General features: G+C 70.4%; 19 protein-coding genes and 2 pseudogenes. 10 read left to right on the forward strand and 11 right to left on the reverse strand.

Translation table 11 applies throughout. From position 1 onward, the window contains the following. Positions 1 to 300: 300 nt before the first annotated feature. Positions 301 to 558, reverse strand: a pseudogene (locus ACFU8Q_RS15130) (EamA family transporter); the annotation flags it as partial. Here ACFU8Q_RS15130 and ACFU8Q_RS15135 point away from each other — a divergent pair. Further along, a pseudogene (locus tag ACFU8Q_RS15135) lies at positions 516 to 695 on the forward strand (LysR family transcriptional regulator); the annotation flags it as partial. The pseudogenes ACFU8Q_RS15130 and ACFU8Q_RS15135 overlap by 43 nt on opposite strands. 59 nt (positions 696 to 754) lie before the next feature. Here ACFU8Q_RS15135 and ACFU8Q_RS15140 read toward each other — a convergent pair. Continuing rightward, positions 755 to 991, reverse strand: coding sequence for a hypothetical protein (locus ACFU8Q_RS15140; RefSeq protein ID WP_384453019.1), 237 nt, complete (start codon positions 989 to 991; stop codon positions 755 to 757). A 236-nt stretch (positions 992 to 1,227) separates the two neighbouring features. On the opposite strand from ACFU8Q_RS15140, the gene ACFU8Q_RS15145 reads away from it, so the two are divergent. The 3 genes from ACFU8Q_RS15145 (at position 1,228) to ACFU8Q_RS15155 (ending at position 3,107) form a co-directional block, all read left to right on the forward strand. After that, positions 1,228 to 1,791, forward strand: a complete 564-nt coding sequence (locus ACFU8Q_RS15145) for a hemerythrin domain-containing protein (protein WP_384453022.1) — start codon at positions 1,228 to 1,230, stop codon at positions 1,789 to 1,791. Positions 1,792 to 1,814: 23 nt separating this feature from the next. Next, complete coding sequence (locus ACFU8Q_RS15150; protein WP_384453024.1) at positions 1,815 to 1,967, forward strand: hypothetical protein; 153 nt, start codon at positions 1,815 to 1,817, stop codon at positions 1,965 to 1,967. 252 nt (positions 1,968 to 2,219) lie between these two features. Continuing rightward, positions 2,220 to 3,107, forward strand: a complete 888-nt coding sequence (locus tag ACFU8Q_RS15155; protein WP_384453027.1) for a metallophosphoesterase family protein — start codon at positions 2,220 to 2,222, stop codon at positions 3,105 to 3,107. 438 nt (positions 3,108 to 3,545) lie between these two features. Here the strand turns inward: ACFU8Q_RS15155 and ACFU8Q_RS15160 are convergent, their stop codons facing one another. Beyond that, on the reverse strand, positions 3,546 to 4,208 hold the full coding sequence (locus ACFU8Q_RS15160; protein ID WP_384453030.1) for a ScbR family autoregulator-binding transcription factor: 663 nt from the start codon (positions 4,206 to 4,208) through the stop codon (positions 3,546 to 3,548). Positions 4,209 to 4,341: 133 nt separating this feature from the next. Between ACFU8Q_RS15160 and ACFU8Q_RS15165 the strand changes: the two genes are divergently transcribed. Together ACFU8Q_RS15165 and ACFU8Q_RS15170 are read left to right on the forward strand one after the other, a co-directional pair. Further along, a complete protein-coding gene (locus ACFU8Q_RS15165; protein WP_384453033.1) occupies positions 4,342 to 5,373 on the forward strand; it encodes a ScbA/BarX family gamma-butyrolactone biosynthesis protein in 1,032 nt (343 codons plus the stop codon). Beyond that, complete coding sequence (locus ACFU8Q_RS15170) at positions 5,370 to 6,308, forward strand: NAD-dependent epimerase/dehydratase family protein (protein WP_384453035.1); 939 nt, start codon at positions 5,370 to 5,372, stop codon at positions 6,306 to 6,308. The genes ACFU8Q_RS15165 and ACFU8Q_RS15170 overlap by 4 nt, the downstream gene beginning before the upstream one ends. A gap of 27 nt (positions 6,309 to 6,335) precedes the next feature. Here ACFU8Q_RS15170 and ACFU8Q_RS15175 read toward each other — a convergent pair whose 3' ends face one another. From ACFU8Q_RS15175 to ACFU8Q_RS15185, 3 genes are all read right to left on the reverse strand, one after another. Further along, on the reverse strand, positions 6,336 to 7,247 hold the full coding sequence (locus tag ACFU8Q_RS15175; RefSeq protein WP_384453038.1) for a PhzF family phenazine biosynthesis protein: 912 nt from the start codon (positions 7,245 to 7,247) through the stop codon (positions 6,336 to 6,338). 123 nt (positions 7,248 to 7,370) lie between these two features. After that, positions 7,371 to 7,838 (reverse strand): lamin tail domain-containing protein, encoded by a 468-nt coding sequence (locus tag ACFU8Q_RS15180; protein WP_384453041.1) that lies wholly within the window; start codon positions 7,836 to 7,838, stop codon positions 7,371 to 7,373. Positions 7,839 to 7,986: 148 nt separating this feature from the next. After that, entirely contained in the window at positions 7,987 to 8,760 is a 774-nt protein-coding gene (locus ACFU8Q_RS15185; RefSeq protein ID WP_384453044.1) for an SDR family oxidoreductase, read from the reverse strand. 262 nt (positions 8,761 to 9,022) lie between these two features. Here ACFU8Q_RS15185 and ACFU8Q_RS15190 point away from each other — a divergent pair, with 262 nt between their 5' ends. Beyond that, complete coding sequence (locus ACFU8Q_RS15190; protein ID WP_384453047.1) at positions 9,023 to 10,651, forward strand: alkaline phosphatase D family protein; 1,629 nt, start codon at positions 9,023 to 9,025, stop codon at positions 10,649 to 10,651. A gap of 26 nt (positions 10,652 to 10,677) precedes the next feature. On the opposite strand, the gene ACFU8Q_RS15195 is transcribed toward ACFU8Q_RS15190, so the two are convergent. Beyond that, the gene (locus ACFU8Q_RS15195; protein WP_384453050.1) at positions 10,678 to 11,682 is read right to left on the reverse strand and encodes a Gfo/Idh/MocA family protein; all 1,005 of its coding nucleotides are present in this window, start codon (positions 11,680 to 11,682) and stop codon (positions 10,678 to 10,680) included. A gap of 86 nt (positions 11,683 to 11,768) precedes the next feature. Between ACFU8Q_RS15195 and ACFU8Q_RS15200 the strand changes: the two genes are divergently transcribed. Then, positions 11,769 to 13,127, forward strand: coding sequence for a multidrug effflux MFS transporter (locus ACFU8Q_RS15200; protein WP_384453089.1), 1,359 nt, complete (start codon positions 11,769 to 11,771; stop codon positions 13,125 to 13,127). A 230-nt stretch (positions 13,128 to 13,357) separates the two neighbouring features. Here the strand turns inward: ACFU8Q_RS15200 and ACFU8Q_RS15205 are convergent, their stop codons facing one another. Then, positions 13,358 to 14,665 carry a hypothetical protein gene (locus ACFU8Q_RS15205; RefSeq protein WP_384453053.1) on the reverse strand — a complete coding sequence of 436 codons (1,308 nt, stop codon included), beginning with the start codon at positions 14,663 to 14,665 and terminating at the stop codon, positions 13,358 to 13,360. 141 nt (positions 14,666 to 14,806) lie between these two features. On the opposite strand from ACFU8Q_RS15205, the gene ACFU8Q_RS15210 reads away from it, so the two are divergent. Next, positions 14,807 to 15,838: a small ribosomal subunit Rsm22 family protein gene (locus tag ACFU8Q_RS15210; RefSeq protein WP_384453056.1), complete on the forward strand. Its 1,032-nt coding sequence runs from the start codon at positions 14,807 to 14,809 to the stop codon at positions 15,836 to 15,838. A 36-nt stretch (positions 15,839 to 15,874) separates the two neighbouring features. Here ACFU8Q_RS15210 and ddaH read toward each other — a convergent pair whose 3' ends face one another. Then, on the reverse strand, positions 15,875 to 16,744 hold the full coding sequence (gene ddaH / locus ACFU8Q_RS15215; RefSeq protein WP_384453059.1) for a dimethylargininase: 870 nt from the start codon (positions 16,742 to 16,744) through the stop codon (positions 15,875 to 15,877). A gap of 275 nt (positions 16,745 to 17,019) precedes the next feature. On the opposite strand from ddaH, the gene ACFU8Q_RS15220 reads away from it, so the two are divergent. After that, the gene (locus tag ACFU8Q_RS15220; protein WP_384453061.1) at positions 17,020 to 17,760 is read left to right on the forward strand and encodes a bifunctional DNA primase/polymerase; all 741 of its coding nucleotides are present in this window, start codon (positions 17,020 to 17,022) and stop codon (positions 17,758 to 17,760) included. Positions 17,761 to 17,805: 45 nt separating this feature from the next. On the opposite strand, the gene ACFU8Q_RS15225 is transcribed toward ACFU8Q_RS15220, so the two are convergent. Continuing rightward, positions 17,806 to 18,798: a hypothetical protein gene (locus ACFU8Q_RS15225; protein WP_384453063.1), complete on the reverse strand. Its 993-nt coding sequence runs from the start codon at positions 18,796 to 18,798 to the stop codon at positions 17,806 to 17,808. 170 nt (positions 18,799 to 18,968) lie between these two features. Next, a complete protein-coding gene (efeU, locus tag ACFU8Q_RS15230; RefSeq protein ID WP_384453066.1) occupies positions 18,969 to 19,805 on the reverse strand; it encodes an iron uptake transporter permease EfeU in 837 nt (278 codons plus the stop codon). Positions 19,806 to 19,816: the final 11 nt, after the last annotated feature.

Consider the following 19,816-nt stretch of genomic DNA (forward strand, 5'->3'; position numbering starts at 1 on the left):
GCATCCGGTGCGGCCCTGCCGCAGGGAGGCGGGCAGCCGTGCCTGCGCAGCCGCTGGAGCATCTGCGTGCCTGCTTCCGGCCCGGTCGCATGCCTGGGCCGTACAGGTGAGACGTGGGGATGAAGACCGGCAGGTCAGGCCGGGCCCTCATGTATGTGGTTATGCATGTTTTGTTCTGCATGCTCTGCGGTCGTTCGAACTCCCGGCAGAACAGGACCTGTTGGTGGGCGCAACGCAGGTGGGGGAGGGCAGCGTCGAAGCAGCCACCAGAGCGTGACACAGCAGGGAAATCGCGCCCGCCTACCGCTGCCCGCCCACCGCCGCCGTCGCGCGGGTGGCGGTTCCCACGGCAACCGCGTTGGCTGTGACGATCACGGCGATGGCCGACCAGGAGGCCGGTTCGAGGCGCTGGCCGAGGACCACCGTTCCGGCAAGGGCCGCGAACACCGGATTGACGCTCATGAAGACACCGAAGAACTGGGCGGGGACCCGGCGCAACGCGAGCAGATCAGCCAGGAACGGCACCGCGGAGGACAGCACACCGGCAGCAAGCACGCACCGACGGCATCACCTACCGCCCCCTGCGCGACGCAGACCCCGTACCCGTCCACCTCATCTGGCGCCACCGCGACCCGCACCCCGCCACGCACGCCGTCGTCGCACTGCTCGCCGACCTCTATCGCGAAGACACGTGAGCCGCGGGTGGCAGGTGGCAGGTGGCAGGTGGCGGGTAGCGGGACGGAGCTCAGAGATCTCAGTAAAGCCTCCAGTGAAATTTTCCGCCGCCCACCCACCGGATCACTTCCGGATCGTCGAGATCATGGACCCTGATGCCCGCGAGCGCGGCGACGGCGAGCACGTCCGTCATCGATGTCGCCTCGGCTACGACCTCCCCGTCGATCTGCACAAGACGGAAGGGCGGATCACCCGGCTGCAGATTCAGCACAGTGATCCGAGGCATTGAGACACGGGGGCTCGCACTTTCGGTCATGCCTGGATGTTCCACGTCGACGTCGGCAGTATGCCCGGCGGCAGGGCCGCACGGTCCTAGATCACTCGGCTGAGCGAAGACGGCGCCCCCGCGCGCCCGGGGCACGGATGGGCCGGAGAGGTGAGTGCGGGGTCTGTCGTCGCGCGCTCAGCGCGGGATGTCCGTCCCCGGCCTGTTTGGTGGTGCCCGCACCCCGCGCCGCGGGACAACGAACCCGACCTGAGAAAGGGACTGTCATGGCACACGGCGGCAACGTGATCGCTGAGTTCACGGCCGATCATCGTGAGCTGGAGGAGCTCTTCGCCCGGATCGAGGCGCAGCCGGTCGATCATCCGCAGCGGCGCGTGCTGGCGAACCGGCTGACGGCGGAGTTGGTGCGGCACTCGGTGGCGGAGGAGCTGCTCCTCTGTCCGGCGGTTCGCAAACACGTCCGCGACGGGGAGGGGCTGGCGGAGAAGGAACTCGCCGAACACGTCAAGATCGAGGGGCTGCTCAGGGACCTCGAAGAGCTGCACGTAGATGATCCGCAGTTCAACGACATCGTGGCGAAGCTGAGACTGGAGGTCGCCGCCCACGTACGCGAGGAGGAACAGCAACTGTTCCCGAAGCTCGCGGCGTCCTGTTCCCCCGAGAAGCTGGAAGAGCTGGGCCGGCTGGCCCGCCACGCCAAGCAGACGGCCCCCACCCGTCCACACCTCACGGCCCCGGACGTCCCGCCCGCCCACGAGCCGCTCGTGCCCGGCGCAGGACTGGTGGACCGAGTACGTGACCTGGTGCACGGCAGAAGAACCACGGGCTGACCGGCGGGCGGAAGGAGCATTGAATGCCGAATCAGGGGCGTGGCGGACAGATTCGGCAGAAGCACCCGGGAGGGCAGCGGGCAAGGAAGGACGGCACCGTGACGGTCTCCTTCGGGCCGGCGTGCCGGTACAGCGGCAACTCGGTCCTGGTCGGCGCCACGGGTGACCTGGACTGATGGAAGTGACCGTCGGCCTTCCCGGAGCCGACGCCACCTTCACAGGCGCAGGGCACTTGTCGGTGTCCGCCGCCTGATCCAGGAGTCCGCCGAGCGACAGGGCCACCCCACGGCCGACCCGCACCGGAGCCAACTGCCGCTGTAGCCGCCGGCGGGCGTGCACGGTGCACAGCCGTTCCGAGCGGAGGCCGATGTGCCGGGCACGGTCATGGGGCACGATCTTGTCCAGTCACTCCTCGGGAAAGGTTCTGCATGTCCGATCGCGCCGGTGGAAACCGTGGGTCCCTGCTCGCGGTGAGCGACCTTCACGTCGGGATGGCGGACAACCGCCGCATCATCGAGTCGCTGCGTCCCGATTCCGACGAGGACTGGCTCATCGTCGCCGGTGATGTCGCGGAGCGCGTCGAGGACGTGGAGTGGGCGCTGCGACTGCTCGCGGGCCGTTTCTCCCGGGTCGTCTGGACCCCCGGGAACCACGAGCTGTGGACGACCAAGCACGACTCGGTCCAACTGCGCGGCCAGGAACGGTACGAGCATCTGGTCGAGCTGTGCCGGAGCCTCGGGGTGTCCACCCCGGAGGACCCGTACCCGCTGTGGCCCGGCCCCGAAGGACCGGTGGCCGTCGCGCCGGTGTTCCTGCTGTACGACTACAGCTTCCGGGCCCCGGGCACGACGACCAAGGAGGAGTCCCTGGCGTACGCGCACAGGACGGGGGTGGTGTGCACCGACGAGTTCCTGCTGCACCCCGACCCGTACCCGAGCCGGGACGCCTGGTGCCGGGCGCGGGTGGCGGAGACGGAACGACGCCTCGCCGCACACGATCCGGAGATTCCGCTGGCCATCGCCGGTCACTGGCCCCTGGTCCGGGAACCGATGGCCGTCCTGACGTATCCCGAGTTCGCCCAGTGGTGCGGCACGGAGCTCACCGCCGACTGGCACCGGCGCTTCAACGTGGCGGCCGTGGTCTACGGCCATCTGCACATTCCCCGTACGACCTGGTACGACGGGGTGCGTTTCGAGGAGGTCTCCATCGGCTACCCCAGGGAATGGCGCAAGCGGGGCCACCCCAAGGGGCTGCTGCGGCGGATCCTGCCGTACGACGGGAACGGCAGCACCGGGCCGGTGTCCGTCGGCGAATGAACGACTGCCGCCCGGAGCCCAGCCGTCTGCCAATTCCCCATATTGACGAGCCCACGGTCCGTGTCGACCACGTTCAGGGGTGTTCTTGAGAGGGCATGGATTTCAGTGCCGGTGGAGGTGTGGAGACGTGCCGGCACCACGCATCCCTTCGGGATGCTGCTGTCGGCCGATCCGAAGAACGGTTCGTAGCGGGTGGTCCAGTCCGGATGCTGCGCAATTTCCTTGGCCACCTCGATCTCGAACCCTGACATTCCGATCGGGCCATTGTTGGTGATCAGCTGTCCGCAGGGGCTGAGATTCGACTTCAGCTTGTTCGAGCCGCCGAGCCGGGTGGCGATGATGTGAAATCTCGACAGGGTTTCATCAGAGTTCTCTCCGAGTCTCCTTACGGTGGCTCGTGCCACCCACCAGCCGAAATCAGCGGCAGGAAACCAACCGTCAGCCGGGTGCGCCGGCCTGGCTCGGGACCGATTCGAGAGTGCCGAACAGGCGCTGGCCCCGATCCTCGGCCATGTCGAGAGTGGCCAGCACGGACGGGGTCGAGATGCTCGGCAGCACGAAATGCAGAAGCACCGAGATCCGTCGGCCCAAGTCCTCACGCTTGCACAGGGCTTGGGACATCACCTGAATACCGGAGAAGGAGCCTGCCAGCATTTCGGCGGTCTCGCGGGGGTCGACGTGCGGCAGCAGCTCGCCCTGGTTCCTCGCGGCGACCAGCAGGTGTTCGAGCCGGTCTATCCAGGCACGGAACGGGGTGCCCCGGTCGAGTCCTTCCACCGCCTGGTCCATGGCCAGTCCGACGCTGGCGCGTACCAGCGGCTCATGACGGAGCCGGTGGGCGAGCAGCATGCCCTGATCGACGAGTTCCTGAAGCTTCGTCAGCTGCGGGGGGAGCGGATCGCTGTCCAGCTGTACGTCCATCACCCCGAGTGCCAGGTCTTCCTTGGACGTGAAATGGAAGTAGAGCGCACCTTTTGTCACGCCGGCCCGCGCGAGGATTTCGCTGATGGTGGCACTGCTGTAGCCACGTTCATCGAAAACGGCGGCGGCCGCCACCAGGATCGACCGTCGAGTCTGGATCGCGCGCGCCTGCTGTGCCATCAGCTACGAGTCTCTCTCGGTCGTGGCGTGGTCAGTGCCACTGGGATATGGCTGGATAGGAAAACCGGACTGTCAGTATCTTACTGCGGGGGCGGCCTGCCCTCCCGGTATGGATCCTCTGGGAGGAACTTTCATGGTTCAGCTCACCTCGCACAGCGCTTCGGCCGCCCTCGAAGACGTCGGGGCCGCAGATTTCACCGAATGCCCAGGAGCCGACGGGGCGACGCCGGAGGGAAGACAGCCGGAGGCGGACTTCCTGGGACAGCTGGTCCACCGGACCGACGCCGAGGACATCTTCCCCACCGGCTGGACCCGGCAGACCGAGACCCAGTTCTCGGTATCGGCCCGTTGGCCGCAGGCGCACCGCTTCTTCGCGCCCGTATCGGGCCGTCACCAGGATCCGCTGCTGATCGCGGAGACCATGCGCCAGACGACGATGCTCCTGGGCCACGCGGCGTTCGGTGTCCCGATGGGCGATCAGTTCGTGATGTGGGAGCTGGCATACGTCTCCGAGCCCGATCAGCTGCTCCTGGGAGAGGAGCCCTGGGACATCACGGTGGATGTGTCCTGCTCCCGGATCCGGCGGGGCGCCCGGAGCATCAACTCCATGCATGTCGAGTTGCTGCTGCACCGCCTGGGCACCGCCCTCGCCAGTGGCGGCGGCCGGATCAGCTGCACCTCGGCCAAGGCGTACCGCAGGGTGCGGGACGGGCGGCAGGACATGATCGGCGCCGCGATACCCCTCCTGCCCGCCGTCGTACCGGACGTGGTGGGCAGGACCGATGAACGCGATGTCGTACTGGCGCCGGGCCCGCGGCACAACGTCTGGCGGCTGCGCCTCGACACCCGGCATCCGACGCTGTTCGCCCGGCCCAACGACCATGTGCCGGGCATTCTGCTGCTGGAGGCGGCTCGTCAGGCTGCCGTCGCCGTCACCCCCGGCCATGGCTTCCTCCCCACGTCGGTGAAGACCGATTTCCTCCAGTACGTGGAACTCGACCGCCCCTGCTGGATCGAGGCCCGGGCCGTCCCGACCGGCGACCCCGTGACGACCGGGGTGCACGTCTCGGCGACACAGGACGACCGGCCGGTCTTCGCCTGCACCCTCGAATCCCCGGGCCCGCGGCAGGACGCGGCGAACGATCGGCAGGTCGGACAGTCATGACAGCGCGCGTACTCATCACCGGCGCGACCGGCTTCATCGGCAGCCACGTGGTGGCCGCGGCCCGGACCGTCCCCGGCCTCCGGCTGCGCCTGATGACCCACCGGACCACGCTCCCCGCATCCGCCGTACCACCCGGCGCCGAGACGGTGTACGGGGACCTCGGCGACCCGGCGACGCTGCGCGGCAGCTGCGAGGGTATCGACGCGGTGATCCACTGCGCCTCCTGGATCGGCAGTGACGAACCGACCGCGCGGTCCGTGAATGCTCAAGGTACTCGGGCTCTGACCGAAGAGGCGTCCCGCTGCGGGGTCACCCGCATCGTGTACCTGAGCACGGCATCCGTCTACGGTCGGGGCCCGTTCACCGGGCTGCGGCCCGGACAGGCCGAGCCCGCCCCGGCCTCGGCCACCAGCCTCACCCGCGCCGCCGCCGAGCAGCACATCCTCGCGGCCGGTGGCGTCGTGGCGCGCCCGCACCTCGTGTACGGGGCCGGGGACCGCTGGGCCGTGCCCGGGCTGGTCGGTCTGCTCCGCCGGCTCTCGGCCGTGCCGGCCGGGTGCGGGGCGCGGCACTCGATGATCGACGCACCGGCGCTGGGGCGGGCGCTGCTGAGCGCGGCATTGTCCCCGAAGGAACTGGCCGGGGTCTACCACGTCAACCACCCCGAGCCGGTGAGCTCTTCGCAGCTGCTGTCCACCGTCGTCGACGAATTGCGGCTGCCCTGGGGGGCCACCGGCATCGACGTGGACGCGGCCCGTGAGCGGCTCGCCGGTGTGCCGTACGCACTGCACCACCTCGGCATGCTCGCCGTGGACCACTGGTTCACCGACGAACGGGTCGACCAGGACTTCGACTGGGAGCCGGGCGACGGCTTCACGACCGCCTTCGCCCGGCACGCCCCGTGGTACCGCCGGCACCTCGGCCTGAGCCCCTGACGGCGTCGGCGGCCCCGCGCCGTCGGGTCAGGCCTCGATCCGAGTACCCGTACCGCTCACCCGGACCCGGGCATCGCCCGCCCGGAGCTCGACCGTGAGTGTGCCGGGGCGGCCCATGTCCTCGCCCTGGTGGAGGGTGAGGACGGCGGTGTCCGGGACGAGGCCCAGCGCGCGCAGATAGGCGCCGAAGGCGGCCGCGGCCGCGCCCGTGGCGGGGTCCTCCACCACACCGCCGACCGGGAACGGGTCGCGGACGTGGAAGACGGCCGGCGACGCCCGCCACACCAGTTGCAGGGTCGTCAGGTCCAGCCGGTGCATCAAGGCTTCGAGGCGCGCGAAGTCGTAATCGAGTTCGGCGAGCCGCTCCCGGGTCGCGGCGGCCAGCACCAGGTGGCGGGCGCCCGCGTACGCGATCCGGGGCGGCAGGGCCGGGTCGAGATCCCCGGCCGGCCAGTCCAGGGCGGCCAGCGCCTCCGCCAGGTCGTCCGGAGCGATCTCCGTCACGTCCGGCTCGACGCTGGTGAGCGTGGCGCGGAGCTCGCCGCCCTCCCGGGTGACGGTGACCGGGACCGTACCCGCGCGGGTGCTGAACACCAGATCGCCGGGGCCGTCGCGCTCCGCGAGCGCCAGGGCCGTCGCCACGGTGGCGTGGCCGCAGAACGGGACTTCGGCCTTCGGGCTGAAGTAGCGGATCGTGTACCCGCGGACGGCCGACGGCCTTTCGCCGCCCGGCAGCTCATCACCCGGCCGCTCCTCGGCCGGCTCGGTCCGTCCGGTCAGGAACGCCGATTCGCTGTACCCCAGCTCCGCCGCGACGGCGAGCATCGCCGCGTCGTCGAGTCCGGACGCGTCAAGGACGACACCCGCCGGATTGCCGCCCTCCGGGTCGGCGGAGAAAGCGGTGTAACGCAGGACCCGGGTACCTGAATGCTGGCTCATGCCGCAGGTCAACCGAACCGCGGGCCGGCGCATTCCCGGCCCGCGGCTTCCCGGCGGGACCGGATCACCGGCCCGCGGCATACCCCGCCGGGCCGGATCACCGGCCGGACCGGGCGTCCCGGCTCAGTGGCAGTTCTTGGTGCCCGTGCCCGACTTCGTCCAGGAGCAGGAGTCCTGGAGCTTGCCGTTCGGCTTGATCAGCCGGGCCTTGTCGCCGGTGTTGTTCCAGACGTACGAACCGCGGTTCCAGTAGACGTGGCCCGACGCGTTCCTGCCCTTGCCCGTGTGGACCTTGACGGTCTTGCCCGCGCCGATGGTGTAGCTGGGGAAGGTGTACGTGTACCCGGTGTTGTCCTTGAGCTTGTAGCCCTTGAGCTGCAGCTTCGACTTGCTGTTGTTGTGGATGTCCACCCACTCGGCGTTCAGGGACGTGTTGGTGCGGGTGTCCTTGCCGGGGCTGTCGTACTGGATCTTGCCGAGGTGCAGTCCGCCCCGGTGCGTGGCGGCCGAGGCCGGGGCCGTGACGAGCAGTGAGCCGGCCAGGGCGGTGGCGGCGGCCAGGGCGAGCGGTGCGGTGGTCCGTATGTGCATGCCGTGATCCTCGCGTGGAGTTCTGGTGAAGAACTGTGAGCATAAGGGCCACGCGCGCCGCCCCCGTACGGAGGTGCGCATTTCGGCCGGGCCGTGGTCGTCCGACCGGCAACCGCCCATGCCGGAACGCCGGTTCGGGACGTACTCGTCAGCCGCGCCCCACGTACGGCATCGCCGTCGCCAGGACCGTCGCGAACTGCATGTTCGCCTCCAGGGGCAGCTCCGCCATGTGGAGCACCGTCCGGGCCACGTCCGCGGCCGCCATCACCGGCTCCACCGCAAGCCGACCGTCGGCCTGAAGAATGCCTGTCCGCATCTGTTCGGTCATGTCCGTGGCCGCGTTGCCGATGTCGATCTGCCCACAGGCGATCCGGTACGGACGGCCGTCCAGCGACAACGACTTCGTCAGGCCCGTCATGGCGTGCTTGGTCGTGGTGTAGGCGACCGAGTGCGGGCGCGGCGCGTGGGCGGAGATCGAGCCGTTGTTGATGATCCGGCCGCCCTGCGGGTCCTGTTCCTTCATCAGCCGGTATGCGGCCTGCGCGCACAGGAACGCGCCCGTCACGTTCACGTCCACCACCGCGCGCCAGTCCTCCACCGAGAGGTCCTCGACGGGGACGGAACGCGGGCCGAACGTACCCGCGTTGTTGAAGAGCAGGTCCAGGCGGCCGAAGCACTCCCGTACCGAGGAGAAGAGCGCGTCCACGTCCTCGGGGCGTGAGACATCGGCGGGGACGGTGATCACCCGGGCGCTCTCCCCGGCCAGTGCGGCGGTCTCGGCGAGGGGTTCCGGGCGTCGGCCCGCGAGCGCCACCGACCAGCCCGCGCCGGTCAGGGCGAGCGCCACCGCGCGGCCGATTCCGGAGCCCGCGCCCGTCACGACCGCCGTCTTCGAGTCGGAATTCAACAGTTTGTTGCTCATGGGGCCGCAGCGTACGCCTTCCCGTCCCGCGGGTCGCGTGGGGCCGCACGGGGTCAAGACGGCGTATGCGGCGGCGGGTTCACGTCACGGAGGGCCGGTCTTGATGATCAAGACTTCCGTCGCATATGCGCACTTTGTCGTGGGCATCCATTCCCGTCGTACTCCTCATCCGTGCGACGCCGGAGCAACGCGAACACGACAGCCGCTCGATGCGCCGGCCCGCTGCACCGTCCGAGTACACCACCAGCCATTAGAGGGACAGATGACGCACTCATCGCACCAGCAGGAGCTGCGCGACGCCGCCAGGCACTTCGGACGCCGCCGCTTCCTCACCGCCACCGGCGCCGCCGCCGCGCTCGCCTTCTCGGTCAACCTGCCGGCCGCGGGCGCCGCGAGCGCTGCCGAGCTGGACGCCCGGAAGATCAGAGAGGACCCGTTCACCCTCGGCGTCGCCTCCGGCGACCCGCTGCCCGACTCGGTCCTGCTGTGGACGAGACTCGCGCCCCGCCCGTTCGAGACCGGCAGCGGACTGCCCCGGGCCCGGGTGCAGGTGCGCTGGGAACTCGCCCGCGACGAACGCTTCTCCCGCATGGTCCGGCGCGGATCGGCCACCGCCCACCCGGAGTTCGACCACAGCGTCCACGTCGAGGTCAAGGGCCTCGAAGCGGACCGCCTCTTCTACTACCGCTTCCGTACCGGGAACTGGACCAGCCCCACCGGCCGGACCCGCACCGCACCCGCCCGAGGCGCCAGCAACAGCGCGCTGAGCCTGGCCGCCGTCTCCTGCCAGGCCTACCACCACGGCTACTTCACCGCGTACAAGCACCTCGCCCGGGAGGACGTCGACGTCGTCTTCCACCTCGGTGACTACCTCTACGAGTACGCCGTCAACGCGACCGGCGGAGCCCGTAACGACACCAGCCGCACGCTCCCCGCCCACTTCAACCGGGAGACGGTCACGCTGGAGGACTACCGGCTGCGCTACGGCCTCTACAAGTCCGACCCCGATCTGCGCGCCGCCCACGCCGCGCACCCCTTCGTCGTCACCTGGGACGACCACGAGACCGAGAACAACTACGCGGGCGAGACCCCCGAGAACGGCGTGCCGCCGAAGGAGTTCCTGCTGCGGCGCGCCGCCGCGTACCGGGCGTACTGGGAGAACCAGCCGCTGCGCACCCCGCAGCGGCCGGCCGGCCCGGACATGAAGCTCTACCGGCGCCTGCACTTCGGCCGCCTCGCCCAGTTCGACATCCTCGACACCCGCCAGTACCGCAGCGACCAGGCGTACGGCGACGGTTGGCAGAAGCCCGGACCGGAGTCCGAGGACCCCTCGCGCACCCTCACCGGAGCCACCCAGGAGCGCTGGCTGCTCGACGGCTGGCGCGCCTCGCACGCCACCTGGAACGTCGTACCGCAGCAGGTCACCTTCGCTCAGCGGCGCGACGTCCCCACCGACGCCTATCTGCTGTCGATGGACGCCTGGGACGGCTACCCCGCCTCCCGGGAACGGGTCGTGAAGGGAGCCGAGGCCGCCGGGATCGACAACCTGATGGTGCTGACCGGCGATGTGCACGTCGGCTACGGCTTCGACCTGAAGCGGGACTTCGACGACCCGTCCTCCCGCACCGTCGGCACGGAGATCGTCGCCACCTCCATCGCCAGCGGCAAGAACGGCTCGGACAAGCCGGCCAGCTGGAACAACCAGATGCAGGCCAACCCGCACATGAAGTTCTTCAACGGCCGCCGCGGATACGCCGTCATCACATTGGGCGCGCAGCGGGCGCACGCCGATTACCGCACGGTGTCCGCGGTCACCACGCCCGGCGCGCCCCTCGCGACGGCCGGATCGTTCGTCACGGAGGTGGGGAACCAGGGCCTCACGCCCGCGTAGGGCCCCGCCCCACGGACGGGTGCCGGTCAGCCGAGGTCGTCGGCCGGGTAGCGGACGCCGATGCGGTCGCGTACCGCGTCGAGCGTCCGCATCACGGCCAGGGAACCGTCCAGCGGCACCAGCGGCGACTCCGTCTCGCCCGCCCGCAGCGCCCGCGCCACCTCGGCCTGCTCGAACTGCATCCCGCGCAGCCCCTCGCCCGCCGCCCCCGCGGTGAACTCCTCCGGGTCGCGCCCCGGCCGGTGCAGCACGAACCGCTCCGGGTGGAAGAAGCCGTGCGGGAAGTCGATCCGCCCTTTCGTCCCCGTGACGGACGCGGTCACCGGGGTGTCCCCGACGATCGAACAGTTCAGCAGCGCCGAGGCGCCCGCCCCCGACCAGCTCAGCAGCATGGCCGTGTTCAGGTCGACGCCCTCCGGGGAGAGCAGCGCGTCGGCCCGCACCCGGTCCGGTTCGCCCAGCAGCAAGTGCGCGAACGACACCGGATAGACCCCGAGGTCCAGCAGCGCGCCGCCGCCCAGCGCCGGGTCGCGCAGCCGGTGCTCGGGGCCGAAGTCGCCCGCGAACCCGAAGTCGGCCTGCACGGTGCGGATATCGCCGATGGCGCCGTCCCGCACCAGTTCCGTCATGCGCCGGATGACCGGGTTGCAGTACGTCCACATGGCTTCCATCAGGAAGAGGCCGCGGTCCCGGGCGAGCTTCACCAGCTCATCCGCCTCCCGCGCGTTGAGCGTGAACGCCTTCTCGCACAGCACGTGCTTCCCGGCCTCCAGGCAGAGCGCGGCCGCCTCCCGGTGCGCCGAGTGCGGCGTCGCCACGTACACCACATCGACCTCTTCGTCGGCGGCGAGCTCCGCCCAGCTGCCGTACGCCCGTGGTATCCCGAACCGCTGCGCGAACGCCTTCGCCGAGGCGTCGGTACGTGAGGCGACGGCCACCACCTCCGCGTCCGTCATCGCCCGCAGATCCTCGGTGAACGTCGCGGCGATACCGCCGGTCGCCAGCACGCCCCAGCGCACTGCCCTGCTCATGCCCGTCATGCCTGCTCCCCAAAAGGTCTCGACCAGTCCGGCAGAGCTGAGAGCATAGATGCGGATTCAACGACATGGAGATGACAATGCCGGAGAGCGGCGTAAGCCGGGCCCAGCGGGAACGTACACACATACCGACCACCGGGACGGCGAGCGGGACCGGGACCCAGGGGCCCGCCGCCACCGGCACACCTTCCACAGGGCCCGCCGCCACCGAAGCGGCCCGGCGCACCGGACTCCTCGTCACCCTGGTTCTCGGCGGCCTCACCGCACTGCCGCCGCTCTCCATGGACATGTACCTCCCGGCACTCCCCGCGGTCACCGAGTCCCTGCACGCCCCCGCCGCGACCGTCCAGCTCACCCTCACCGCCTGCCTCGCCGGCATGGCGCTCGGCCAGGTCGTCGTCGGACCGATGAGCGACCGGTGGGGGAGGCGCAGGCCGCTGCTCCTCGGCATGATCATCTACGTCGTCGCCACCGCGATCTGTGTCTTCGCCCCCACCACGGAACTCCTCATCGGCTTCCGCCTCCTGCAGGGCCTGGCCGGTGCGGCGGGGATCGTCATCGCGCGCGCCGTGGTGCGCGACATGTACGACGGCGTGGAGATGGCCAGGTTCTTCTCCACACTGATGCTGATCTCCGGCGTCGCACCGATCGTCGCACCGCTGATCGGCGGACAGGTGCTGCGGTTCACCGACTGGCGGGGGATCTTCGCCGTCCTCACCGTCGTCGGCGTGGTGCTCACCCTGGTCGTCGGGAAGTGGCTGCACGAGACCCTGCCGCCACAGGACCGGAACACCGGCGGCATCGGCGACGCGCTGCGCACCATGCGCGGGCTGCTCGCCGACCGGGTCTTCGCCGGCTACATGATCGCGGGCAGCCTCGCCTTCGCCGCCCTTTTCGCGTACGTGAGCGCCTCGCCGTTCGTCGTGCAGGAGATCTACGGGGCCTCGCCGCAGACCTTCAGCCTGCTCTTCGGCGTCAACTCGGTCGGACTGATCATCGTGGGCCAGATCAACGGCAAGGTGCTGGTCGGCCGGATCAGCCTGGACAAGGCGCTCGCCTTCGGCCTCTCGGTCATCGTGCTGGCCGCGGCCGCGCTGCTGCTGATGACGACCGGGGTCTTCGGGGACGTGGGCCTGGTCCCGGTCGCGGCCGGGCTCTTCGTGCTGATGTCCGCGATGGGGCTCGCGATGCCGAACACGAACGCGCAGGCCCTGATGCGTACGAAGCACGCCGCCGGGTCCGCGTCCGCGCTGCTCGGCACGTCGTCGTTCCTCATCGGCGCCGTCGCCTCGCCGCTCGTCGGGATCGCGGGCGAGGGGACGCCTGGGGCTGTGCAGGCCCTGGCGGCGGATGGCGTAGCGGGGGAGCCCGAGGGCGCGGCGGACGGGCCGTGCAAAAGGCCGCAGCGGGCCTCGTGCAAAGGCCACGCCGTGGCCTGACTCCCGCACCTCCAGTCCGGATTGCCGAGCACTTCGATCGCGCGCTCCAGACATTCTCTGAAGGCTTCGAGCTCTTCGGCGTCGAACGCGTCGCTCAGTGCGCCTTCCACCCGCAGGGCGGCCTTGTCCGCTTTCTTCACCACGGCCCGGTCTGCTTTCTTCACCACGGCCCGGTCTGCCCGGGTGGCCCGATCGACCACGACCTTCTGGCATGGTCCGGACGAAGGACCTCAGTGCGCGCTCGGGTAGCCGATCAGATGCGGGCGGTCCTTCTCGTCCGTCCAGCGGAACAGGCCGACACCGTCCGACGTCACCACGCCCGGAATCCGCTGGTTCGACGGCAGGGCGCCCGTCGTGCCGCTCCTGACCGCGACCGCGACGGGGGTGCCGCCGCCGGCCAGCACGTCCGCCGCGTTGCGCGCGTTCGCCGCGCCGTACGCGATGCCCTCGTCGTTCACCGACGCCAGCGTCAGCGGCTTCGTGCCGTCCGCCCCCTCGAAGCAGAAGCCCCGCTTCGTCAACAGATCGAAGGCGAGCGGCCCGGCCACCAGGAAGTCGCCCGAGGGCGCGGTGACGAGCTGCGGGTACTGGCCGGGCTTGATCGCGGGCTTGCTGCACTCCACCGAGGCGAGCGGCTTGCCCGTCTCCAGATCGTGCACCGTCCACAGGTCATGGGTGGCGGCGCGCTTCGCGCCCTTGGCGAGCTGCCACTTCGCCAGGATCAGACCAGGGAGCACCGACGTCGGGATGCCGCTGAGCCGGTCGGTGCCCTTGGGCGCGACATCGCGGCTGAACCAGCCGCCCTGTACCCAGAACTCCTTGGACCCGCTGACCAGCAGGCCCTTCTGCGTCAGCCCGCGGACCTCGGTGAGCTGCTTGCAGGTCGTGCAGCCCTTCGGGTACTTGAGCGCGGGGGCGGTGACCTGCGACACCCGGCCGGTCACCGGGTCGACGACCGCGCTGTTCGTCCGGCCGTCACTGATGAGGATGCCGGGGCCGGTGGCGGAGACCGTGGGCACGGAGTTCCACGGCACCTCGACGCGCCGCCGGGAGCCGTCCCGCACGTCGTAGAAGTCCAGCGAGACGATCGTGTCGGCGGGGGTCAGCGCGTTCTCGCCGACCTTCCCATACGACCAGGTCACGTAGTACTCGTGGTCGTCCGCGGTGACCAGGAGGAGCCTCGGGAAGTGCTGCGCGGACGGGGGCCGCCAGCTGTCCCCGTGCCAGCCGGCCTCCCCGGTCCCCGAGTCGATGGTCCGCAGCTGGTACCTGGTGTCCGAGACCCGCACGAGGTAGGCGAGACCGCCCGTCGTCCGGGACAGCGCGTAGTCGGGCGAGGTGCCGATGAGCTCCCAGCCGTGCTTCGTGTCGAACACGGAGGGCACGGTGAGCCGGGTCACCGGGACCGAGGCCTTCTCCGCCCGCTCCTTCGGCTCGCCGGAGCTCTTCTCGCCGCCCGCGCAGGTGGCCAGCAGAAGAAGCATGGCCAGCACGAGCACTCCGCCGACCAGAACCAGGCGCACGATCTTCTGTCTCATGGCTTCCCTCGATGGGCGATCCCGACCTCGCGGCGGTCAGCGTAGCAACTGGCGCAAGGGTCGGGGCAGTTCACCTGCTCTGCTGTTCGCCGCCGGTGCCTGGCCGGAAGCGGGCGGGCAGCCTCCGCCTACAATTTGCCGGTGAACGTCACCCTCCCCACCGCGGAAGCCCTGCGCACGGCGCTGGCCGCACTGCTCGACGGGCTGCCGCCCAAGCAGGCCGCCCAGGCCGTCGACCGGCTCATCGCCAACTACCGGGGGACCACCCCCACGGACGCCCCGGTGCTCCGCGACCGTTCCGACGTCGCCGCCTACGCCGCGTACCGGATGCCCGCGACCTTCGAAGCGGTACGGTCCGCCCTCGCCGCGCTCCAGGACGCCGCCCCGGACTGGGTGCCCGCCACACACACCGACATCGGCGGCGGTACCGGAGCGGCGAGCTGGGCCGTGGCCGGGGCCTGGGAGGGGCCGCGGACCACCGTCCTGGACTGGGCCGAGCCCGCCCTCGCCCTGGGCCGCGAACTGGCCGGGATCTCCGGCATCCCCGCGCTGCGCGCCGCCGAGTGGCGCCGGGCCCGGATCGGCGCGGGCCTCGAACTGGCCCCCACGGACCTGATCACCGTCTCCTACGTGCTCAAGGAACTGACGGCGGACGTCCGTGCCGCGCTCGTCGACACCGCGGCGGCCGCCGCACAGGCGGTCGTGGTCGTCGAGCCCGGCACCCCCGACGGCTACGCCCGGATCATCGAGGCCCGCGACCGGCTGATCGCCGCCGGGCTGAAGGTCGCCGCGCCCTGCCCGCACAACGACGCCTGCCCGATCGAGCCGGGCACGGACTGGTGCCACTTCTCGGCCCGGGTCAGCCGCTCCTCGCTGCACCGGCAGGTCAAGGGCGGTTCGTTGCCGTACGAGGACGAGAAGTTCAGCTACGTCGTGGCGACCCGCTTCGACCCGGAGCCCGTCCGGGCGCGCGTCACCCGCAAGCCTCAGATCCGCAAGGGGCAGGTGCTGCTCGACCTGTGCACCCGTGACGAGGCCCTGCGGCGCTCCACGGTCACCAAGCGGCACGGCGAGCTGTACCGGGCCGCCCGGGACATCGCGTGGGGCGACGAGTGGCCGCCGCCCCACCTGCCGGGCCCGCCCGGGGACTCAGGACGAGGGATCGAGGGCTGAGAGCCGAGGGCGGAGTGGCGGCCGGCCGGGCCGCCGCTAGCCGCGCAGCTCCTGTGTGCAGCACTTCACACTGCCGCCGCCCTTCAGCAGCTCGCCCAGATCCATCGGCACCGGCTCGAAGCCGCGCGCCCGCAACGGATCGAAGAGCCCCGTGGCGGCCTGCGGCAGCAGCACATGGAGCCCGTCGCTCACCGCGTTCAGGCCGAGCGCCGCGGCGTCCGCCTCCCCGGCGATCAGCGCGTCGGGGAAGAGCCGCGCCAGCACCGACCGGCTCCCCGGCGAGAACGCCCCCGGGTAGTACATGATCTCGTCGCCCGCCTCGTCGAGCACGGACAGCGCCGTGTCCAGGTGGTAGTAGCGCGGGTCGATCAGATCGAGCCCGATCACCGGGCGCCCGAAGAACTCCTGCGCCTCGTCGTGCGAGAGCGGGCTGGACCGGAAGCCCCGCCCGGCCAGGAGGTACGAAGCGGTGACCGCGAAGTCGCCCTCGCCCTCGTTGACGTGGTCCGGCTCATGGATCTCGGTGAAGCCGTTGGCCCGGAACCACTCGCGATGGGCCCCGGCCTCCGCATACCGCTCCTGGTACGCGAACCGGGCACCGAGTACCCGGCCGTCGACGACGGTGGCGCCGTTGGCGGCGAAGACCATGTCGGGCAGGTCGGGGCGGGGCGTGAGCAGCTCCACGGTGTGCCCGAGCGCGCGGTAGCGGTCCCGCAGGTCCTCCCACTGGGTCTGGGCCAGGGGCAGATCCACGGGCTTGCTGGGGTCCATCCAGGGGTTGATGGAGTACGTCACCCTGAAGTGGGAAGGGGCACACATCAGGTAGCGGCGGGGTGTGGCCTGACGGCAAGAGGTGCGGCGCGAAGCGCCTCCGTGAGGGGCGGAGGCCGGGTGACGGGTGGGCAATGAAGGCTCCTCACGAACGGCGGGCAGGGGTGGCCTGCCGGGGGCTTCGCACGGGTGTGTGCGTGAGCCCATGGTCCGCTCTCCGGGGCCGGTTGCGCAGTGATCCGATCGGGTGGTTCCGCACGGTGAGGAGACGCACCCGTCATTTCATGACAAGAAGTGGCATAGTGCCCAGCTCATGGCGCTGTCTCGCCCACCCCGCTTCGGGACTCCGGCCACCCGAGGCGCAGGATGGTGGGACCATGGGCAGGGGCAACGTAGAGGTAAGGGGATAGATGGGCGCCGATTTCGGCCGTTATCGCGGCTCAGAGAGCAAATTTTCCCAATGGCTTCGCCGCCGACCCAAACCGCAGCAGAGCGAGGTCGACGACACCGCCCGGGAGGCGCTGCTCCTGGCTGTCGCCGAAGCCGGAATGCCGATCGCGCCCGCCGCCCATCCGGTCGGCTACCGATGTTCGTGCGAACGCATCGGCTGTCCCACCCCCGCCCGGCACCCCATCTCCTTCGCCTGGCAGACGCAGTCCACCACCGACCGCGCCCAGATCGAGCGCTGGGCCCGCAGCCAGCCGCACGCCAACTTCATCACCGCGACCGGCATGATCCACGACGTTCTCGACGTGCCGCTGTCCGCGGGCGGCCAGGCGCTGGAGCGGCTTCTCGCCGCGGACATCGACGTCGGCCCCGTCGCCCGGTCCGGCGACGACCGGATGCTCTTCTTCACCGCCACCCGCGGTACGCCCGAGGACGAGGACGAGTGGTGGCCGTGCGAGCTGGACTGCCACCCCGAGACCATGGACGAGCATCCGGGACTGCGGTGGCACTGCCGCGGCAGCTACGTGCTCCTGCCGCCGGCCACGCTTCCCGGTGAGCTGGACGTGCGGTGGGTGCGGGGGCCGGAGAACCCGCTGCCCGATCCGCTGACACTGCTGGAGACGCTCACCGACGCGTGCGCGCAGTACGCGGACGCGGCGGACCAGAGCGATCACGATTCGGTGGCGTGGCCGCTGAGCCGTTGAGCCGGTACGGGGGACGGGGCAGCTCGGTGAGTCCGGCCGCCCCGGTCACGAGCCCTTGGCCGCCGTCAGACCCGGCAGCCGGTTCAGCATGACCACCTTGCCGTCCTTCGCGCCCTTCTTCGGGACGTACACCAACTGGCTGGAGACCCGCTCCTTGGTGAGGGTGGACTTCATCTCCCCGGTCATCAGCGCCTCCACGTCCGCGTTGAGCGGCGGGCGCAGTCCCTGTGCCGCCGTCTGCCGTTCGAAGTGCTTGCTGCTGAAGAAGACCAGCGCCCCGCCGTCCTCCGTCGCCAGGCTGAGGGGCGCGAACGTACCGCTGTCCAGCGGCTGGTCGATGTACTGGTACGAGAAGCCCGCCCGCCGGGTCGTGCGGCGCGCCTCCCGCCAGCCCGACGTGGCGCTGCTGGGAGCGAAGACGTCCGGGGTGCCCTTCTGCAGGTAGTCCGTGTACTGGGTGCTCAAGTCCTCCGGTGCCACGGCCAGTTCCGCGCTGTCCGCGGCGACGGGATCGGCGCTGCCGTCGCCGTCCTTCGCGAGGGCGGGCAGTCTGGACGGCGCGACGACCGACAGGTAAGCGGTCTTCCACCCCGCTCCGGGCCCGGACTTGACGAAGACGAGCAGCCAGCGGGTGTCCAGCTTCCCGCCGTCCTCGTCGCGGTTGGAGTCGGTGTCCGCGAGGAACCAGCGCGGCCAGCCGGCCTTCTTCGGGATGACGTACCGGGCGTCGGTCAGCTCCAGCGGCTGATGATTCGCGTTGCCGTCCGGGTTGGTCTTCTGCCGTGCCTTCAGCCCGGCCTGATTGATCGCGCCGAGCGGGCCGGTGACCCGGTCCGCGTCCAGAGCCGGGTCGTAGGCCTTGTCCGCCGCGTTGTACGCGGTGGTGAAGTCCTTCAGGGCCTGTGCGGCCTCGGACCTGGTTGCCGCCGGTACCACTTCCAGCTCGCCGTGCACCGTCACGCACCCGCTCGCCGTCATGGACAGCACTGTCGCCGTCGCGAGCCCCGTCGCCAGCCGAATCGGCCTCAGACTTCTCATCCGCTGCTTTCCGCGCCTTCTGATCCGTCGTCCCCACGGAGAGGGCCGGGCAGCGGACTTCGCGGTGTCGCGGGGCCGGGGCACGCACCTCGCGGCGTTGTCGTCAATCACCAACGCTCCGCGTTGACTCAATCCTCCGCCTTGCGATGCACGCACCCCGGCCCCGCTCCTTAACCCGCGCTGCCCACTGCCCGGCCCTCTGACCGTCCGAACCCTACCGGGGCGAGGAACAGCGCGAGAGTGGGGATCAGGTACAGCGCCCACACCGTGATCTGGAGAACGGTCGGGTCGGGCTGGAAGTTGAAGGTGCCCTTCAGCAGCGTGCCGTACCAGCTGTCCGGCGGAATCGTGGCGCTGATGTCGAACGCCTGGTTGTGGATGCCGCCCAGGAACTCGGCCTCCTGCAGGTCGTGGACGCCGTACGCGAGCACACCCGCGGCGACGATCACCAGCATCCCGCCGGTCCAGGTGAAGAACTTCGACAGGTTGATCTTCAGCGCACCCCGGTAGAACAGCCAGCCCAGGACGACGGCGGCCGCGATCCCGAGGAACGCGCCGATCATCGGGTGCCAGCCGTCGTCCGCCGCGTGCACCGCACGCCACACGAACAGCGAGGTCTCCAGGCCCTCCCGGCCCACCGCGAGGAGGGCCGTGGCGACCAGCGCGCCGGTCCCCATCGCGAGTGCCGCGTCGAGCTTCCCGTGCAGCTCCGTCTTCAGATGCCGCGCGGTGCGCCGCATCCAGAACACCATCCAGGTGACCAGACCGACCGAGACGATCGACAGCGAACCGCCGAGCGCCTCCTGGGCCTTGAACGTCATCTCCTGCGAGCCGAATTCGAGGCCGGCGCCGAACGCCAGGCTGACGACGATCGCGATACCGACACCGATCCAGATCGGCACCAGCTTGTTCTTGTTGCCGGTCTTCACCAGATAGGCGATGAGGATGCAGACGACCAGGCTGGCCTCGAGCCCCTCGCGCAGGCCGATCAGGAAGTTGCTGAACACGTTCCGGTTCT

This window comes from Streptomyces sp. NPDC057543 (genome assembly GCF_042801895.1).
GTDB lineage: Bacteria > Actinomycetota > Actinomycetes > Streptomycetales > Streptomycetaceae > Streptomyces.

Excerpts from the sequence above, each read along its gene's own strand:
- ACFU8Q_RS15140 (WP_384453019.1), bottom strand. The coding sequence starts at position 991 with ATGACCGAAAGTGCGAGCCCCCGTGTCTCAATGCCTCGGATCACTGTG.
- ACFU8Q_RS15145 (WP_384453022.1), top strand. The coding sequence starts at position 1,228 with ATGGCACACGGCGGCAACGTGATCGCTGAGTTCACGGCCGATCATCGT.
- ACFU8Q_RS15150 (WP_384453024.1), top strand. The coding sequence starts at position 1,815 with ATGCCGAATCAGGGGCGTGGCGGACAGATTCGGCAGAAGCACCCGGGA.
- ACFU8Q_RS15155 (WP_384453027.1), top strand. The coding sequence starts at position 2,220 with ATGTCCGATCGCGCCGGTGGAAACCGTGGGTCCCTGCTCGCGGTGAGC.
- ACFU8Q_RS15160 (WP_384453030.1), bottom strand. The coding sequence starts at position 4,208 with ATGGCACAGCAGGCGCGCGCGATCCAGACTCGACGGTCGATCCTGGTG.
- ACFU8Q_RS15165 (WP_384453033.1), top strand. The coding sequence starts at position 4,342 with ATGGTTCAGCTCACCTCGCACAGCGCTTCGGCCGCCCTCGAAGACGTC.
- ACFU8Q_RS15170 (WP_384453035.1), top strand. The coding sequence starts at position 5,370 with ATGACAGCGCGCGTACTCATCACCGGCGCGACCGGCTTCATCGGCAGC.
- ACFU8Q_RS15175 (WP_384453038.1), bottom strand. The coding sequence starts at position 7,247 with ATGAGCCAGCATTCAGGTACCCGGGTCCTGCGTTACACCGCTTTCTCC.
- ACFU8Q_RS15180 (WP_384453041.1), bottom strand. The coding sequence starts at position 7,838 with ATGCACATACGGACCACCGCACCGCTCGCCCTGGCCGCCGCCACCGCC.
- ACFU8Q_RS15185 (WP_384453044.1), bottom strand. The coding sequence starts at position 8,760 with ATGAGCAACAAACTGTTGAATTCCGACTCGAAGACGGCGGTCGTGACG.
- ACFU8Q_RS15190 (WP_384453047.1), top strand. The coding sequence starts at position 9,023 with ATGACGCACTCATCGCACCAGCAGGAGCTGCGCGACGCCGCCAGGCAC.
- ACFU8Q_RS15195 (WP_384453050.1), bottom strand. The coding sequence starts at position 11,682 with ATGAGCAGGGCAGTGCGCTGGGGCGTGCTGGCGACCGGCGGTATCGCC.
- ACFU8Q_RS15200 (WP_384453089.1), top strand. The coding sequence starts at position 11,769 with ATGCCGGAGAGCGGCGTAAGCCGGGCCCAGCGGGAACGTACACACATA.
- ACFU8Q_RS15205 (WP_384453053.1), bottom strand. The coding sequence starts at position 14,665 with ATGAGACAGAAGATCGTGCGCCTGGTTCTGGTCGGCGGAGTGCTCGTG.
- ACFU8Q_RS15220 (WP_384453061.1), top strand. The coding sequence starts at position 17,020 with ATGGGCGCCGATTTCGGCCGTTATCGCGGCTCAGAGAGCAAATTTTCC.
- ACFU8Q_RS15225 (WP_384453063.1), bottom strand. The coding sequence starts at position 18,798 with ATGAGAAGTCTGAGGCCGATTCGGCTGGCGACGGGGCTCGCGACGGCG.